Origin of the sequence: Candidatus Cloacimonas sp., assembly GCA_035403355.1 — a bacterium.
Taxonomy (GTDB): Bacteria; Cloacimonadota; Cloacimonadia; order Cloacimonadales; family Cloacimonadaceae; genus Cloacimonas.
In genome coordinates this window covers 21,713-38,829 of sequence record DAONFA010000024.1, presented here as the reverse complement: position 1 = coordinate 38,829, position 17,117 = coordinate 21,713, and the positions used below count along the sequence as shown (strand labels likewise).

The 17,117-nt window shown below is 38.8% G+C and carries 15 protein-coding genes; 12 read left to right on the top strand and 3 right to left on the bottom strand.

Annotated elements, in window-relative coordinates; all coding sequences use genetic code 11:
* The first annotated feature begins 278 nt into the window (after positions 1-278).
* On the top strand, positions 279-2,738 hold the full coding sequence (gene sppA, locus PLE33_06865) for a signal peptide peptidase SppA (GenBank protein HPS60969.1): 2,460 nt from the start codon (positions 279-281) through the stop codon (positions 2,736-2,738).
* Positions 2,739-3,071: 333 nt separating this feature from the next.
* Here the strand turns inward: sppA and PLE33_06860 are convergent, their stop codons facing one another.
* Positions 3,072-3,848: a hypothetical protein gene (locus PLE33_06860; GenBank protein ID HPS60968.1), complete on the bottom strand. Its 777-nt coding sequence runs from the start codon at positions 3,846-3,848 to the stop codon at positions 3,072-3,074.
* A gap of 76 nt (positions 3,849-3,924) precedes the next feature.
* Between PLE33_06860 and PLE33_06855 the strand changes: the two genes are divergently transcribed.
* The 5 genes from PLE33_06855 (at position 3,925) to PLE33_06835 (ending at position 9,081) form a co-directional block, all read left to right on the top strand.
* On the top strand, positions 3,925-4,782 hold the full coding sequence (locus PLE33_06855) for a PHP domain-containing protein (GenBank protein ID HPS60967.1): 858 nt from the start codon (positions 3,925-3,927) through the stop codon (positions 4,780-4,782).
* Positions 4,767-5,303: a hypothetical protein gene (locus PLE33_06850; protein HPS60966.1), complete on the top strand. Its 537-nt coding sequence runs from the start codon at positions 4,767-4,769 to the stop codon at positions 5,301-5,303. The genes PLE33_06855 and PLE33_06850 overlap by 16 nt, the downstream gene beginning before the upstream one ends.
* On the top strand, positions 5,284-6,468 hold the full coding sequence (locus PLE33_06845; protein HPS60965.1) for a PatB family C-S lyase: 1,185 nt from the start codon (positions 5,284-5,286) through the stop codon (positions 6,466-6,468). The genes PLE33_06850 and PLE33_06845 overlap by 20 nt, the downstream gene beginning before the upstream one ends.
* On the top strand, positions 6,453-7,268 hold the full coding sequence (locus PLE33_06840) for a 2,3,4,5-tetrahydropyridine-2,6-dicarboxylate N-succinyltransferase (GenBank protein ID HPS60964.1): 816 nt from the start codon (positions 6,453-6,455) through the stop codon (positions 7,266-7,268). The genes PLE33_06845 and PLE33_06840 overlap by 16 nt, the downstream gene beginning before the upstream one ends.
* Positions 7,269-7,503: 235 nt before the next feature.
* Positions 7,504-9,081 (top strand): amidohydrolase family protein, encoded by a 1,578-nt coding sequence (locus tag PLE33_06835; protein HPS60963.1) that lies wholly within the window; start codon positions 7,504-7,506, stop codon positions 9,079-9,081.
* Positions 9,082-9,209: 128 nt separating this feature from the next.
* Here PLE33_06835 and PLE33_06830 read toward each other — a convergent pair whose 3' ends face one another.
* On the bottom strand, positions 9,210-9,350 hold the full coding sequence (locus tag PLE33_06830; protein ID HPS60962.1) for a hypothetical protein: 141 nt from the start codon (positions 9,348-9,350) through the stop codon (positions 9,210-9,212).
* 102 nt (positions 9,351-9,452) lie between these two features.
* On the opposite strand from PLE33_06830, the gene PLE33_06825 reads away from it, so the two are divergent.
* The 6 genes from PLE33_06825 to PLE33_06800 are packed head-to-tail and all read left to right on the top strand — an operon-like array spanning position 9,453 to position 16,351.
* Positions 9,453-10,052: a TetR/AcrR family transcriptional regulator gene (locus tag PLE33_06825; GenBank protein ID HPS60961.1), complete on the top strand. Its 600-nt coding sequence runs from the start codon at positions 9,453-9,455 to the stop codon at positions 10,050-10,052.
* A gap of 11 nt (positions 10,053-10,063) precedes the next feature.
* Complete coding sequence (locus PLE33_06820; GenBank protein HPS60960.1) at positions 10,064-11,443, top strand: TolC family protein; 1,380 nt, start codon at positions 10,064-10,066, stop codon at positions 11,441-11,443.
* A gap of 15 nt (positions 11,444-11,458) precedes the next feature.
* A complete protein-coding gene (locus PLE33_06815; protein HPS60959.1) occupies positions 11,459-12,484 on the top strand; it encodes an efflux RND transporter periplasmic adaptor subunit in 1,026 nt (341 codons plus the stop codon).
* A 13-nt stretch (positions 12,485-12,497) separates the two neighbouring features.
* Positions 12,498-15,593, top strand: a complete 3,096-nt coding sequence (locus PLE33_06810; protein HPS60958.1) for an efflux RND transporter permease subunit — start codon at positions 12,498-12,500, stop codon at positions 15,591-15,593.
* Positions 15,594-15,606: 13 nt separating this feature from the next.
* Positions 15,607-16,110: a DUF3332 domain-containing protein gene (locus tag PLE33_06805; GenBank protein ID HPS60957.1), complete on the top strand. Its 504-nt coding sequence runs from the start codon at positions 15,607-15,609 to the stop codon at positions 16,108-16,110.
* A gap of 13 nt (positions 16,111-16,123) precedes the next feature.
* Entirely contained in the window at positions 16,124-16,351 is a 228-nt protein-coding gene (locus PLE33_06800; GenBank protein HPS60956.1) for a NifU family protein, read from the top strand.
* A gap of 368 nt (positions 16,352-16,719) precedes the next feature.
* Here PLE33_06800 and PLE33_06795 read toward each other — a convergent pair whose 3' ends face one another.
* Positions 16,720-17,013 (bottom strand): hypothetical protein, encoded by a 294-nt coding sequence (locus PLE33_06795; protein HPS60955.1) that lies wholly within the window; start codon positions 17,011-17,013, stop codon positions 16,720-16,722.
* Between the last annotated feature and the right edge of the window lie 104 nt (positions 17,014-17,117).

Genomic DNA, 17,117 nt, shown 5'->3' with positions numbered 1-17,117 from the left:
AACTTAAAACCTAAGCTGTCCATCATTAAACTCCTTATGTTAATTCTTTTTTAAGCCCTAATAAGGAAAGCAGGTCTTTTTGTCCAGAATAATCTTGCTAAGTAAGCAATTTTACGAAGTGCTTACACCTCCATCGCTATTATTGTGTTGGCCAAAATAGCTTACTGAAGCTGCCCAAATAATTCTTGACTATTTTATTGCTACTTTTTATAGAGTTTATTAAAAGTAATTTGAAGCGTTAAGTGCACAATAACACTTAAACAAAGAAAGGAGATACAATGAAACACTTCGGAAAAGCCCTATTATTGTTCTCACTGCTAATGTTATGTTCAGTAGTGATGGCACAAACTCAGAGTGACAGTATTTCTGTTTTATTAAGCAAGCAGGATTTTTCTATTGCCAATGTAGATAATATGTTTATCCCTATCAGCAATCCCTCTTTGCTTGGAACCGGTTTCTCCTCGGGGATAGGTTTAGCTTATCTTAACGATGAAAAAGAATGGCAAAATCACTATTGGATATTCGTGAACACCGATTATCTCAGTTATATTTATGAACGCGACTCCAGTGATAAATTTCATACTTTAGCGGTAGGAACGGAATTATTTCCTGCCTATATTTTGCCCAATTTGTATGTAGGAACAAATTACCGTTGGCCGGAAGGAATATTTGAAGACGGTTCGTTTCGCAGTGCAGTTACCTACCGTCCTCATAATTCAACTTCTTTAGCTTTTACCTGGGATAATCCAAATCATCAATCTCCTTATTACAGATTGGGCTTAGCAGTGCGTCCTTTTACTTTTATTGAAGCAATAGAGGATTATCGTTTAGAGCTTTCTGTAGATGCTAATTATGCGCGCTTTGACAAAGATAAGGATTATGAAATCAAAAAGCCGATTATTGGACTTCAAACCCAAATTCTGGATGGAGTAAAAATTGGGGCTACCTATAATTTTGAAGAAGAAGCAGCTTTAGTTAATTTCAGTTTATACCCGAGAGATTTTGCAGCCGGCGGTTTATTGCACTCTAAGGATAAAGATAATTACGGAATTGCCTGGGCTCAGTTTACGGACTTGAATTATAAACCTTTTCTGGGCTATACAAAGCCATCCTGGTATAAAATGGATTTAAGCGGAAATGTTGTAACTTATGCTGCTCCAAAATATAAGATTGGTCATCTCAAAATATACGATACTCAGAAAAAATCTATTGAAACCCTCATTGAAGACATTCAAAAAGCCAAGGATGACCCTGAAATTGAGGGAATTCTACTGAAAAATCCTACTTTCTCTACTTCTATGGCGTTACAGGAAGAACTGGTTGATGCCTTTAAGGACTTTAAAAGCAGCGGTAAGAAAGTTAGCTTTTACTACAATAACATTAGCAACGGCAGTTATATCTTTGCTTCCTCCATTGCTGATAAGATTTACATAAATCCTTCTGGTTCAGTGGATTTACGCGGCTTAAGCATCAGCAGTCCCTATATGAAAAATATGCTCTCCAGTTTAGGCATTGAAGTGCTCAATTTCCGCAGTCACGAATATAAAGATGCGGGAAATATGTTCTCCGAAGAAAAAATGACCCCCGCTGAAAGAGAGGCATATAATTCACTATTACAATCATTATATGCACAAATTTTACAACGCATTGATGCCGGACGAGGCGATAAACTTACTGCTTCGGTAGAAGAAATTATCAATGAGGGACCCTATCTCGTTGCTGAAGACGCACTGGAAAAAGGTCTGGTTGATGAACTAATTTATGAAGACCAGCTTGCCAAACAATTAAAAAAGGACTTCCATTTTTCCAAACAGCAAAAAGAACCAACAGAATATTGTGATTACGCTTGGACAAAACCCAAAGAAAATCTTGTAGCAGTTATTTATGCTAATGGAAATATCGTTATGGGAAAAGGAACACCGGGACAGAAAATTGCTCAGGAAACAACAGTTAACCTTATTCGCAAAGCCAGAAAAGATGACCTATACCAGGGAATAATTCTAAGAGTGGATAGTGGAGGTGGCAGCGCTCAAGCCAGCGATATTATTTTAAGAGAATTGGAACTGGCAAAAACGGTTAATAAAAAACCGGTCGTCGTTTCTATGGCTGGAACAGCTGCCAGCGGTGGCTATTACATTTCCTGCAATGCCGATAAAATTGTTGCCGAACCTTCTACTTTAACCGGCTCTATCGGAGTTTTGGGTTTGATGTTCAATGCCACGGAAATGTTTCATAAGATAAAAGTGAACTGGGATACTGTTAAAAAAGGCGAACATGCCGATTTAGGTTCATTATCCCGTCCCTGGACAGACGAAGAAAAACATATTATAACTCGCAGTATTGAATATTGTTACGATGATTTTGTTAAGAAAGTGGATGAAGGACGCTCCTCTATGAATTTAGAACAGGTTAAGCAATATGCTCAAGGAAGAATCTGGACAGGGGAACAAGCATATTCAATCGGGCTCGTTGATGAACTGGGAGGAATGAATACTGCTAAAGATATAATGCAGGAATTACTTGGAAAAAAAGGAAAACTGACACTTGTTGACGCTACTACAGATAAGGAAGGCGTTACCATAAGCGTTAATTTTAGCGAATTGAATGCCTACACCCCTGTTAAAGCGTTTGATACAATTAATATGGACTATATTAAATTGTATGAATTGTGGAATGACTTCGGACAGGATAAAACTTTGATGCTTAGTCCGTTATTGCCCGAATCACTGCAGTTTTAGCAAACTGCTGAATTTTTGGGGGATAGCTGCCAATTATTCATAAACGACTATGCTGTTTGCAAGGAGTCATATACGCCTGCAGAAATTTAATAGGACTGGCGGCGTATATGACTCGGCACAGCTGAGAAATAAGACCAAAAATAGATACTTCCCAATGAGATAAAGAGAAGAATAGAGAAAGTAGAATTGAGATAAAGAAGGATAGGTAAAAAACAGTCCATAACCTATCCTTTTTATTTTATCTGTGGTCTTTGAAGTTCATATAACCTGCTCGGGTTTTCTTGCCAAATTCATCCTTCTACCCCACTCTGAGCGTTGTTATTGCAGGATTTATCATTTTCGGGCTACAATCAGAATTCCTGTTCCCCTTTTATTATCCGTCTTCATATCTAATTGCATCAGGATTTCAGCAAAGGGATAGACAATCGGATAATACAACGGCAGCAAAAAATAAAGTTTTTTGGTTATTAGCAGCAAAGGTATCTTGAGGAGCAATTTCCAGGATAGAGCGCCGTAAGTTCCATAAGTATAAAAACTTTTATCAATCTGGAAACCAACCTGCAGCAGTTTATTTTCCAATTCCTTTTTGTTATAACCGGCACGGATATGTTCTGCAGTAAATTTGGCTGCCACATCAAGGTTTGAAGGAGTAGAAAGAATAAGATAGCCCCCTGATTGAAGGGAGTTATACATATTGATTAAAGCCGAAACATCATCTTCAATATGTTCCATAATGTCAATTGCCAGGGTCAAATTATACTTTTGGGCAGGAGTGTATTTTTGCAAATCGGCAGTTTTATAGCTGAAACGACCCGGATAATAAATATCGGCAAAGGCAGCGAAGGATATTAAATAATCGCTTTTCAGGTCAGTAGCGAAAGCTGTGGATTGTAACCAATGGGAAAGCACAAAGGATGAGTATTGACAGAAACCCGCTCCTGCATCGTATAAATTTATTTTCTCAGTATCAGGAAAAAAATTACGAATCTCTCTAATTACATATCTTTGCCTGAGAAAACCAATATTGAACGCAAAATAAATAAGTTTGCGTAAAGCGGGAAACATCCCAATGGCTTTTGCCAAACGGTTTTTAATCGGGTCATATTCCATAATTCAAACTCCCAAACAAAAAAATAGATTGACTATTTTTAGCAGAGCCAAAATAAGTCAACAGAGAAAATGAATTATGATAGTTAAAGATATAAATGACATTCAGCGAGTTAATCTGCATTTGCATACTAAGGTGTCGGATGGAAGTGTAAATCCGATAGAGCTAATAAAGCGTGCTCAGCAAATTGGTTTGGATTTAATTTCCATTACCGACCACGATACGGCAGATGCTTACTTGCAAATTCCAAAAGATGTAGCACCCCTTAAAATACTGCCGGGTATGGAAGTTAGCTCTCAGTATAAGGGTGACGATGTGCATATTTTAGCTTATGGCTGCGATTTTGATAATCCTGTCCTGCAAGATATGACAGAGATGTATTTAAGCGGTAGGAAAGAACGCGCTAAGAAGATGATTAAACTTCTGGAGGAAATGGGAATGCCCATAACCCTGGAAGAAGTTATTGCTGTTGCCGGTAGTAGAGAATTGATTGTGCGTCCTCATATAGCTCAGATTTTAGTAAATCACAAGTATTGCCAAACTAAAAATGAAGCATTTGAAAAATACATCGGGGATAATAAACCCGCTTATGTATCTAAGCCGGAGGTTTCAGTTGCCGATGTTGTTTCCATTATTCATCAGGCAAATGGTGTAGCCGTTGTTGCTCATCCGGGAAAACTAACCAAACTTTCCTATCTGGAAGATATTATCCAGATGGGGATTGACGGATTGGAGGTTTGGCATCCCGACCACTATCAATGGGAAATTGATAATTTCATTGAAATCGCAACGGAAAATGGATTGTATATGACAGGGGGAAGTGATTTTCACAGCGACCAGGATAAGCATAACCTGTTTGATATTATCCCCCTTACAGAAGTTATCCTAACCAGCATAAAAAAACTTTGGCAGGAATACCAATGCCGCGTGAAATAAAAGTAAAATCAATCCGCAACGAACTGCCTGCTACCTATCATTATTCGCCCTGGATGCGCTTTATAATGCTTATTGTGGCTTTGGTAATTTGTTTGTATGCCCTCTTTTTCTTTGTAAGATTTGTTTCCAGTGATACTCCTATCTTCTTTAAAGTGTTACCCTTAATAATTCTCTTTGTAGCGCTTGATTCGGTTTTTAAACAGTTAACTTCTCTCTATCGGGTAACTTTTTTTGAGGACAAGATTTGTTTCGGTTTTTTAGGTAAGCCCAAGGTGATAATTCCTTATGATAATATAAGTTCTATAGATTTAAACAAACAGATTTCCTTTAGCATAATTCTGAAATACCGTGACGGAGACAAGGAAAAAATATTTAAAACATCGGCTTCGTTTCCCAAAATTCTAGAGATATTACTTAATTTAGCTGATTTTGCACCCAATGCCCAGCTAAATCAACTCTTAGGTAAAGTAGTTAATCATTTAAGAAATTTGGCTGAGGATAATGGAACAGAGCAGGTTTGATAAAATAATAGACCGCCGTAAAACCGGTTGCTTTAAGTATGATGCTTTGCAAATGCTATTCGGTAACAGCGAATTGCTTCCTATGTGGGTTGCCGATATGGATTTTGCGGTCTCAGATGAAATTATAGCTGCCTTATCCCGCCGCTTAAAACATCCTGTCTTTGGCTATAATCTTCGCCTGAATGATTTTAGCGATGCTGTTATCTCCTGGCAGAAAAGACGCTTTGGCTGGGATGTTAATGAGGATTGGATGATAGCCGTTCCCGGTTTGGTTCCTGCTATCTCTTTAGCGGTGATGGCTTTAACCGAGCCAGGAGAGGGTGTTTTAATTCAGACCCCTGTTTACCGTCCTTTCTATGATGCCGTGCTTGACCATAAAAGAAAGCTAATAACTTCCCCTCTGGTAAACAATAATGGCGTTTACAGTATTGATTGGCAGGATTTGGAAAACAAATTACAACAGGTAAAATTATTCATCTTTTGCAGTCCGCATAATCCTGTAGGCAGAGTTTGGACGGAGGCAGAATTAACTAAAATCGGTAATTTATGCGCTAAATATAATGTCCCTGTCTTTGCTGATGAAATTCACGCTGATATCGTATATCCTGATTATAAGCACCTCCCCTTGGCTTCTTTGAATGATTTTGCGGAATTTTGCTTAACGGGAGTTTCGCCTTCTAAAAGTTTTAATATTGCGGGATTAGCCACAGCTGTAGTTCTTGTAGCAAATGAGGAAATAAGAAATAAGTTTAGCGAACTTAACAATAAGCTTCATCTCTATACAGGTAATACCTTCGGAATAACTGCTTTAATAGCTGCGTATAATGAATCCGAGGGTTGGCTGGAAGATTTACTTTCTTACTTGAATAATAATAGATTGATGATAACCGATTTTGTGCCGCGTGAATTACCAGGCGTGCAATTAAGCCCTATTGAAGGAACTTTTTTAGCTTGGCTGGATTTTAGAAACTGGGGGTTATCTGATGAGGAACTGCAAAATCTGATAGTTAATAAGGCAGGACTGGCACTTGAACCTGGAACTGAATTTGGCGAAGATGGAAAAGGTTTTATGCGTTTGAACTTTGGTTGCCCGCTCAGCACTTTAGAGCTTGCCTTAACGCGTTTACAAATCTTAGCAAAGGAATATGGATGCAACAGGAAATAATTGAGCTCTATAATAACCAGCCCAAAACTTGGACAACAGAACACAAGGCATTGTTTAATGAGTTCCTTGCCGCTTTGAATATCGGGAAAATACGCTCCTGCGAGAAAGAAAACGGTATCTGGAAAGTGAATGAATGGGTGAAAATGGGTATCCTTATTGGCTTTCGGATGGGAGAATTAACTACTTATCAGTGGGGTGTGGATAAACTCTTTTATGATAAAGATACACTACCGGAAAAACAATTCTCTCTGGATGATAAAATCAGAATAGTCCCTGGTGGCAGTTCCGCCAGAAATGGTTGCTACATCTCATCCGGAGTTACAATTATGCCTCCTGCCTATATCAATATCGGGGCATACATTGATAGCGGAACACTTATTGATTCCCATTCCCTGGTTGGCTCTTGTGCTCAAGTTGGAAAAAATGTTCACCTTTCTGCAGGAGCTATTATTGGCGGGGTTTTAGAACCTATCGGAATGCGTCCTGTTATTATTGAAGATGATGTTTTTGTAGGTGGAAATACCGGAATTTATGAAGGCATCATTGTCCAAAGCAAAGCAGTGATTGCTTCCGGAACTGTTATAACTGCTTCTACACCTATTTATGACAGCATTAGGGAAAAATTTTTAGAATATGATGCCGGTAAAAGCTTTACTATTCCTGCCAATGCTGTTGTAGTTCCCGGTTCACGACGACTGAAAAGTAACCCTGATTTTCAAATCGCCTGCCCGATTATCATTAAATATAGAGACAATAAAACCGATAAAGCAGTAGAATTGGAACAGGCACTAAGAATATGATAGTTGCACCGGAATGAACAGATATTAGCAAGAAGAGCTTTTTTAAGGAATATATGACTTCTCTCTTATTTCCTGTTCGTAACCTATAGAAAATGTGAAGAATATGGGATTTTCTCTGGATTGGGCAAAATATCTAAACTATGTCTTCATCTTCACTTTATCCTCTTTTCAATACCCTTGTTGATTCTTTAACCCGTTCACTTGTTAATATCTGGTTTACATTAGAGCTAAGAAAATGAAAGAATATATATTTACTAACGGCTTTGTGCTGAATACAAAGCAAAAAAGGTTCGCTGAGCAATCCGTGTTAGTGAGAAAGAACAGAATTGCCGGTATGGGAACATTACAGGACTGCATCCTCCAGGCAAAATCCGCTTATACGATTATAGACCTGAAAAAGCGACTGCTCTTGCCCGCTTTTATTGATGCGCATACGCATTTTGTGGAATATGCAAAAGGGAGAATTCTGGTAAACTTATCCCATTGCAATACAATAGACGAAATATACAATTATCTGGTTGCTTATAGAAAGAAGCTCTCTCATCAACCTCAATGGATTCTTGGTTATGGATGGAACAGAAATACTTTAGCTCATCCAGAGGAGTTAAACTGCCAATTTCTGGATGCTCTATATCCTGATATCCCAGTTGCTTTAATGAGTAAGGATTACCACAGCGAACTCTGCAATTCCTTAGCCCTGAAAATAGCCGGTATAGATAATAATACACCTAATCCCGCGGGCGGTTTAATAGAGCGTAACAATGCAGGAGAGCTTACAGGAATTCTTCTGGAAAAAGCCAACGAACTAATTGACCCCTACATTATTTATCCTGATGAGAAATTGCTTATCCAAGCCATTGCAGATACCGTGGAAACTATTTATCCTATAGGTTTGACAGGATTTAATAGTATGGAAAGCATTAGCAGCAGAGACCTGATGCTGATAAGCCAGGAACAGGGAAAGAAATTCCGTTTTTGCTGGCATTTTTACTATGAGGATTACGAAAAGGTGCTGCAAGAAGGAAAAAAGAGTTACGAGGGAGATGAATTTTACAAACCGGGAGGATTAAAACTATTCGGTGATGGCAGTTTGGGCTCACAAACTGCAGCAATGTACGCAAATTATCCAAGTGGCGGAAACGGTATCTTACGCTATTCAGACGAAGAATTGTATGCAACTATGCTCTGCGCTGCCGAAAACGGCTATTCCACAACTATTCACGCTATCGGTAACCGCTGCGTAAAGCAGGTAATTGATTGTGCTTTAAGGTTAAAAGCAACCGGTAGATTTAAGCAACTTTTTAACCGTATTGAACATATTCAGGCAATTCGGAACGAAGACATCCCTTTATTGCAAAAATCGGGACTCTTCGCTTCTCTGCAACCAATTCATATTGCCAATGATGTTCCGCTGATAAAAAAACACTGGAAGGAATCTAAGGAACAGGCATATTCATTAAAAAGCATAATTACAGCAGGAATTCCTTATGCTTTCGGTTCAGACACACCTGTGGAAACCATCAATCCTTTTCAGGGTATTTATTGTGCACTGGAAAGAAGAACTGACAATAATCCTGCTTTGCCTCAATTTAGACCTGAACAATCCCTCACTGCAATAGAAGCAATTTTGGGCTACACGATTGGAGCAGCAAAATCCTCTAAAAGCGAAAAAGAACGCGGTTCCATAGAAAACGGTAAATTAGCAGATTTGCTTGTTATTCGGGACTATCGGAACTATCCAGCTTCTTTCTGGTTAGAAGCAAAAAGCGAACTAACGATGCTGGATGGAAAAATTGTTTGGCAGGAAGATTAAAATTGATTATATTATCTGTGTGAAGCATCTGGAGCGCCTGCCCGCTGTGAAAGATGTGAACTGGTCAGATAGCAGGCAATGTTGATGATCAGCCAAAGAATAAGAGCTGCGCAAGCGGCTCTTATTCATTATACTGTCATAATGCCTTGTCTAATATCATTTTGGCGTTGAATTAAGTTATTATCAAAGTATATTTCGGCAATAATCACAAGGAGTTGGTATTCTTTTGCCAAAACGGGATGGCAACTGCTATCATACCTCATTTTCATAAATTTTGTCTTGACGATTATATACCGTTTGACCGTAATGGGTCAGATGTTCAGTTAATACTATATAACTAACAGTTAAACAATAAATTAGAAGGTAGGAGAATGAGTGTTACTCAGAACAAGAGAAAGTTGATATTGGATATAGCTACACAGCTATTCACCCGATTCGGCTTTGCTAAGACCTCACTGGATGAAATTGCTACCGCTGCACAGATAGCCAAGGGGACGGTATATTATTACTTTCCCAGTAAAGAAGACCTTTTTGTGGCTTCTGTAGAAGCAAAAACACGCGAGTATTTTGCTATGCTTCGGAAGCATCTTAATTCCATAGAAGGTTTTGAAAAAAAGCTGACGGAATTTTTAAGTTTTCCCATCAAACTCATTTATGAGAATATGCCCATATTGATTGAGTGCTTAATCAATATTCCGCAAAGTTATCAGGAACAATTGATTCAGTACCGAGCCCAAAGCAGGGAAGTGATGATACAGATTCTATCAGAAATTATCCAGCTGGGAAAAAATGAAGATTTGATAGATGAGCGTTTTCCTGAAGACCGGCTTTGTGAAGTGATAACGGACTGGTTTATAATGGGTGAACCAGGTTTGAAAATTTTGGATGTGCCCCGCTTATTAAATTTAATTGAGCGGGATAACGAGTTTATTATCAAGATGCTACTCTATGGAATTGTAAAACGAGGTTAAAAAAAACAAATATGAAAAAGACATTCATTGTATTATCACTGCTGATAATAATTCTCAGCAGCGGATATGCCATTGACTTGGAAAATAGCATCGCCAAAGCCAAACAGAATAACAAGGAACTGTTAATGGCAATGGAAGAAATTAAGAAGGCGGATGAATCCTATAAACAGGTTCGCGGAACTGCTTATCCCCAATTGAATTTACAGGGTGCTTACGGTTTAACGAAGACCTATTATCCCGATTCCGCAATACCTGACAAGATGAATATTTCGTCCGGTTTAGATGATAATGCAACAGATAATGACGAATACCTGGCAGGAGTGCTAAGCGGGATAGTCAATTCAATGATTCCGGAATCACCGGCTGAAGCAGGTTCCTTTGCTTTGCAATTGAAGATGGAACAGATTGTTTATTCCGGTGGTAAACTTGGCAGCGGGATAAAAGCAGGCAATTATTACCGTCAAATGCAACGGTTAAATTACAAAGTTAAAGAGCAGGATGTTATTTTGCAGACCACTGAGCTCTTTTATCAGTGCTTATTGGCAAAAAAGCTGTGGGAAGTTCAGGAAGAGGGTTTGCAGATAGCCAGACAGCATTTACAAAGAGTGGAGCTTTTCAATCAGGAAGGTCAAGTTTCCGAATTTGATTTGCTGCAAGCCCGATTAGGGGTAGCCAAACTGGAACCTCAGGTTCTAAAAGCAGAAAACGATTATGATTTAGCTCTTTCCGCTTTTCGGAAACAGATTGGTGAAGAGGAAAGTGTGATAGTTCCCGAGGGGGAATTTGTGCTACCGGAAAAAATGGAACTCTCCCTGGAAGAAGCAACCGACCAGGGATTGCAACAAAGAACGGAAGTAGAAGTAATCAAGATTGGCACCCAGCTGAAAGAAATACAATACAAGGTGGAAAAGGTAAATTATCTGCCCAATGTTGCTCTGAGTGCTGATTATTCATTATATACAGCAACGGATGAATATGCAATCCAGAACGATGATTTCGGGCATAAATACGGTATCAGTTTGGGCTTTCAGATGCCCTTATTCACTGGCTTAACGAATACTTCCAAAAGGAATTATGCCCGTTACGATTATCAAAAAGCAAAACTGCAACAAAGAGATACGGAAGAACTGATTACTCTGCAGATTAAGCAGAATTACCAAAAGTATTATCACGCTTGGGAAAATCATAATGTGCAAAGTGAAAACATCCGTTTAGCAGAGCGCGGGTTACAATTGGCTCAAGTGCGCTATGATAATCAAGTTGGCATTCAGCTGGAAGTGTTTGATGCCCAATTAACTTTACAAACCATTAAATTACAATACTACCAATCAATCTACGAGATTATCTCGGCAGATAGAAACCTTAAAAAAACAATCGGTATTGCCCTATAACGGAGAAGATAAATTATGAAAAGATATTTAATTATTCTAACAGCCCTGATAGTGATACTTATTTCTGCCTGCGGTAAGAAACAGGAAGCGGGAAAAAGTATGGAACAAATTTATAGCGAGGAAGGAGTTCCGATTCGTCAGACAACAGTGGAACCAACCACCTTCAGCCAAAATCTGCTTTACAATGCTACTTTAAGCGGAATGGAAGAAACAACTGTTCAAGCAATGGTTTCGGAAGTGATTACCAGAATCAATGCCAAAGTTGGAGATAGAGTGACAAAAGACCAAATTATCATCTGTTTTCCGCAAAATACTCCTTCGGCTCAGTATGAACAAGCATCAACAGCTTTTAACAGCATTAAAACAACTTTAGAAAGGATGCAACGCTTATTTAACCAGGGAGCTATCAGTCAGCAGGATTTGGATAATGTAGAAACGCAGTATAAAGTAGCCAAAGCAAATCTGGAAACCAGCGATAAGATGATAAATGTGCGAGCTCCGATAAGCGGAATTATAACTGCTGTCTATGTGAATCCCAGTGATAAAGTTTATCCTGGAAAAGACCTGTTTACGATTGCCTCCACCAATGGCTACAAAGCCCTGATTATGGTTCCTGATACAGAAATTAATAAAATTAAGAAAGGTGCAAGAGCCACTGCCACCTGGCTGGAGACCACAATTTCCGGACGAGTAACGGAAATTCCTTTGGCTATGGATAATGCTACTAAAGCATTCAGGGTGGAGGTTAGCTTCCCCGGAATGAATAAGAAAATCAGCTATGGCGTAACAGCTGAAATTTCTATTGAAGTTCTAAGTAAACCCAATACGATAGTTGTAGAGAGACAACAAATTGTAAGTGAAAACGGCAGTAAGTATGTTTGGGTAAATCAAGACGGGAAAGCTGTGAAGAAAGAAATTACTACAGGATTGGATAACACTATAGCTTTTGAAGTTACCAGTGGGCTTAATCCGGGTGATATTCTCATAACCGAAGGTATCAATATGTTAACTGATGGCGCAAAACTACGCGTCATAGAATAAGGATGCTGAAACTATGTTTTTAACAGATTTGTCAGTCAACAGACCTGTATTGGTCACAATGGCAATTATGGTATTCGTCGTCTTCGGGGTGCTCGCTTATTTTAGCTTGCCCCTGAACCTGATGCCGGATGTGAAATTGCCTTATGTAGTTGTTCAAACAGTTTATTCGGGAGCGGGACCACGAGAAATTGAATCTCAGATAACCGACCCGGTGGAAGAGGCAATTGCCACGGTAAGTGAAATTGATTTTATCCAGTCCTACTCAATGGAAAATGTCTCCATCGTTCTGGTTGCCTTCAAATTAGGTAAAAATATAGATATTGCCAATCAGGATGTAAAAGACAAGGTTGATGCCATTATTCGCGATTTACCTGATGGAACCGATAGGCCAATTGTTATGAAAATGGATATCACTGCTTTTCCAATTATGGACTTAGTTCTTTCCGGCAATATGGAGTCCAAAGATTTATATGAACTTGCCGATGGTCAATTGAAAGATCGTTTAGCTCAAATTCCCGGTGTTGCAAGAGTATCTTTAACCGGAGGAGCTAAACGCCAAATTGATGTTCGGCTAACCGATAAACTGGTATATGAAAATAAAATATCGCTGTCACAATTAAGCGGAATCCTTGCAGCCAGCAATCTGGATATGCCTGCAGGTAACTTTAGCAAAGGTACTCAGGAATATTCTGTCCGGTTAAAAGGAGAATTTCAGGATGTGGAAGCTATAAAAAATACCGATATACCTACAGCTTTTGGAGTAAAAAAACTTTCTCAGCTGGCAGCTGTTTCGGATACTACTGAAGAAGTTCGTTCCAAGGCAATTTATTTTAATGTGCCGGAAAATATTAAGGACGATAATATTGTTCGGTTATCTATAACTAACGCGTCCGATGGAAATGTAGTAGCCATAGCTGAAGAAGTTACCAAGCAAATTCCAGTGCTAAATAAAGAGCTTCCGAAAGGAGTGAAACTGGAAATAATCCGCGATGACAGTGAATTTACTAAAGATACTATCAATTCCACTTTGGAGAATATTTTACTTGGTGTTTTACTCACCGGATTGATTCTCTTTATCTTTTTGCACGATTTACGTTCTACCCTTATCGTAGCAATTTCAATGCCTTATTGCCTCATTTCCTCATTTATTTTTATGCAGATGTTCGGATACACTTTTAATATTATGACTATGATGGGGTTATCTACGACGGTGGGTATCCTGGTTTCTAATTCGGTTGTGGTTTTAGAAAATATTTTCCGACACAGAGATTTAGGCAATACCAGAAGACAAGCAGCCCAAATTGGAACCAATGAAATCGGAACTGCTGTTTTGGCATCCACTTTAACCAATATTGTAGTATTTTTGCCTATTGCTACGATGACTTCAATGGTGGGACGCTTCTTTAAAGAATTTGCCGTAACAGTTACGATTACTACCCTATTTTCTTTGCTCACAGCGTTTACGATTACTCCGATGCTTGCCTCCAGAATAATACCGAAAGAAAAACGGACAAGTAAATGGGGGCTGGCTTTTGATAGAGCTTTTGATAAATTCGGTAACTACTATGCCAAGTTCTTAAGCTACGCTTTACGCTCCAAAAAAACCAGTGTGAGTATTTTACTGTTTACTCTATTGGCTTTGCTAATCACTGTAGGGCTTAGTTTCGTTGTGGGTATGGAATTGATGCCGAATGTAGATCAAAGCAATCTTTCCGTAACCGTAGAAATGCCTCAGGGAACAAATCTGACCCAAACTGCCAAGACAATGGATACAATTCAAAATCGGGTAGCCAAACACTCAGAAGTAGTGCATATTCTTACTAATTTGGGTTCCAGCGGTTTTATTGATACAGGAACCAATCTTGCATCTTTGGATATCAAACTTATAGACAGAAGTCAGCGTAAATATAGTGCTAATCAATTGGTGGATATATTAACCAAAGAGCTTGCCGATATTCCTAATGCCACTATAAAAGTTACCGGCTCTTCTATCGGCAAGCTCTTGGGTATGGGAGGAGGAGGTCGTTCCGCTTTTGAATTTATGTTAGAAGGACAGGATAATGCCCGGCTGGAAGAACTGAAATATGAAGTAACCAAAGCTATTCAAGATATACCGGGCGTAATTAACCTTGATACTTCCAGCCGTTATGGCAGGTCGGAACTCACTCTTTACCCCAAAAGAGATCAGCTTGCTACTATCGGAGCCACAGTATATGATTTGGCCTTAGCTTTGCGAGCAAATGTAGAAGGAATTGTTTCCACTGAATATCGCGAGAGCGGAAATCAGTATGATATCAAACTATCTCTTGAGGACGAATCCGTGGATTCACCTGATAAGATTAAGAACTTAAGTGTGATTGTAATGGGTAAGAGTTATCTTATATCCCAATTAGCGGATGTTAGTTTTGCTTCTGGAATTAATAGAATAACGCACTATGATCGCTATAAAACTATCATTTTTTCCGGTGATTTAGCAAGCGGTTACAATTTGGGCAATATAACTTCTCAAATTGAAGACCGCTTGAATAAAATCAAGTTTCCCAGCGGATACCGTTATCAATGGAGTGGTAATGCAGAAATGTTGAAAGAAACTACAACCGATATGCTACGCACTTTTATTCTTGCGGTTATTTTAACCTATATGCTGCTAGCTGCTATTCTGGAAAGTTTTGCTCAACCTATATTAATCTTGGCAACAGTTCCTTTAGCTATTATTGGAGTAATCCTATCCCTACTTATTGCAGGACAATCGCTTAACATCGTTTCTATGATGTCTATAATAATGTTGGTTGGCATTGTCGTAAATAACGCTATATTAATAATGGACTATGTAAATATTAAACGCAGAGATGGTTATAGTGTCCACGATTCATTAATGGAGGCGGGGAAAGTGAAATTGAAGCCAATAACAATGTCTACTATAGCCATCATTGCTGGTATGTTACCTATGGCTATAGGTGTTGGAAGTACGGGAGCAGAAATGACCAGACCAATGGGTATTGTTTCCATTGGAGGGTTAATCGTTTCTACTTTCTTAACCTTAATAATTATTCCGGCTTTTTATTTCTTGACAACCAAGAATATCCATGCCAAAAATGAATCTCAATAAAAAGGAGAAAAAAATGAAACAGCTCACTCGTTTCGTCAGCATCGCTTTATTAGCGGTATTCATCCTGGTTGGCATCTTTGGATGCTATGGTAATATGTCACTTACAAAAAAAGTGTATCAGTTTAATGGCAGCGTCGGGAATAAGTATGTTCAGAGTATCGTCAATTGGGCATTCTGGATTTGCCCAGTTTATGAAGCTGCAATTTTTATGGATATTGTTGTATTTAACACGATTGAATTTTGGACTGGCAATAATCCCTTGACGATGAAAGATTCGGAAACAATAATCAAATATGCTGAAGGCAAAAAAGGTAAATATAAGCTTGAAATCAGCCAAAACAAAATAGTTGTTACTGAACTTAAGAATAACAATATTATGGAACTTAACTATGAGCCAGCTACAGAATCTTGGTATCTGAACAGCAATGGAACAAAACAAAAAATTGGCTATGCCGACGGACAGCAATTAAAATTGCTTTCCCCTTCAGGTGAAGAACTATCTTTAAATATGAATTAATGAGGATGTTACAATGATTGAAAAAGAAAAAATTGAAAGCGTCTTGAATAAAGTTCGCCCCTCCATTCAAGCAGATGGAGGAGATGTGGAACTTATCAATATCCGCGAAGATAATGTGATTGAAGTTCGTTTGAAAGGAACCTGTAATGGTTGCCCGATGGCAACATTGACCTTGAAAGCGGGAATTGAACGTTTGATTAAAGAAGAAATCCCGGAAGTAGTGGAAGTAATTTCAGTGTAACTAACCGGAATTGTCAGGAGTCGTCACTGCTGAAATAACTTATACTCTCCCCCCAAAGTTAGATAGCAGTGAGGACTCTTGACGGTTAGTAAAAACGCATAGACCAAAGATTTCACCGATAAAAGAATAGAACCAGTTTTATATAATATCCATTCTATAATGAAAAGAAAAATAAGGTATTTGAACAAAGAGAGAAAGTAATTGATGGATTTAGCGAGATGGCAAGATGGCGAGATAGCGAGATGGTGAGATGGCGAGATAGCGAGATGGTGAGATAGCGAGATGGTGAGATGGCGAGACGGAAAGAGAGATAGCGAGATGGCAAGATGGCGAGACGGAAAGAGAGAGATAGCGAAATAGGTTTTTTTTTACAAAGAGAAAAAGAGAGAAAGAGAAAAAGAGAAAAAAACTCGGGGCTGGAATTTTACAAGGGGCTTTTTGTACCGGCGCTCGCTGTACCGGCGCTCGCTGTAGCGCCGAATAAAAACGGCTGAATGTGTACCGGCGCTCGCTGTAGCGCCGAATAAAAAACGGCGGAATGTGTACCGGCGCTCGCTGTAGCGCCGAATAAAAACGGCAGAATGTGTACCGGCGGACGCCGTTCCGCCGAAAGACAGTTTTCCTGAAAATCCCTTTATTTCTTCTTTTACAGTAACTTTCATTATAACCTCCTTCTCATTTAGCTTCATATTATTCCCTTACTTCAAACTGTCAATCAATCCTTTATCATCCCTTAATCACTCCTTAATTATTAACGCTTGATTAA

Excerpts from the sequence above, each read along its gene's own strand:
- PLE33_06810 (HPS60958.1), top strand. The coding sequence starts at position 12,498 with ATGTTTTTAACAGATTTGTCAGTCAACAGACCTGTATTGGTCACAATG.
- PLE33_06860 (HPS60968.1), bottom strand. The coding sequence starts at position 3,848 with ATGGAATATGACCCGATTAAAAACCGTTTGGCAAAAGCCATTGGGATG.
- PLE33_06850 (HPS60966.1), top strand. The coding sequence starts at position 4,767 with ATGCCGCGTGAAATAAAAGTAAAATCAATCCGCAACGAACTGCCTGCT.
- PLE33_06815 (HPS60959.1), top strand. The coding sequence starts at position 11,459 with ATGAAAAGATATTTAATTATTCTAACAGCCCTGATAGTGATACTTATT.
- PLE33_06820 (HPS60960.1), top strand. The coding sequence starts at position 10,064 with ATGAAAAAGACATTCATTGTATTATCACTGCTGATAATAATTCTCAGC.
- sppA (HPS60969.1), top strand. The coding sequence starts at position 279 with ATGAAACACTTCGGAAAAGCCCTATTATTGTTCTCACTGCTAATGTTA.
- PLE33_06835 (HPS60963.1), top strand. The coding sequence starts at position 7,504 with ATGAAAGAATATATATTTACTAACGGCTTTGTGCTGAATACAAAGCAA.
- PLE33_06840 (HPS60964.1), top strand. The coding sequence starts at position 6,453 with ATGCAACAGGAAATAATTGAGCTCTATAATAACCAGCCCAAAACTTGG.
- PLE33_06845 (HPS60965.1), top strand. The coding sequence starts at position 5,284 with ATGGAACAGAGCAGGTTTGATAAAATAATAGACCGCCGTAAAACCGGT.
- PLE33_06795 (HPS60955.1), bottom strand. The coding sequence starts at position 17,013 with ATGAAAGTTACTGTAAAAGAAGAAATAAAGGGATTTTCAGGAAAACTG.
- PLE33_06800 (HPS60956.1), top strand. The coding sequence starts at position 16,124 with ATGATTGAAAAAGAAAAAATTGAAAGCGTCTTGAATAAAGTTCGCCCC.
- PLE33_06830 (HPS60962.1), bottom strand. The coding sequence starts at position 9,350 with ATGAAAATGAGGTATGATAGCAGTTGCCATCCCGTTTTGGCAAAAGAA.
- PLE33_06855 (HPS60967.1), top strand. The coding sequence starts at position 3,925 with ATGATAGTTAAAGATATAAATGACATTCAGCGAGTTAATCTGCATTTG.
- PLE33_06805 (HPS60957.1), top strand. The coding sequence starts at position 15,607 with ATGAAACAGCTCACTCGTTTCGTCAGCATCGCTTTATTAGCGGTATTC.
- PLE33_06825 (HPS60961.1), top strand. The coding sequence starts at position 9,453 with ATGAGTGTTACTCAGAACAAGAGAAAGTTGATATTGGATATAGCTACA.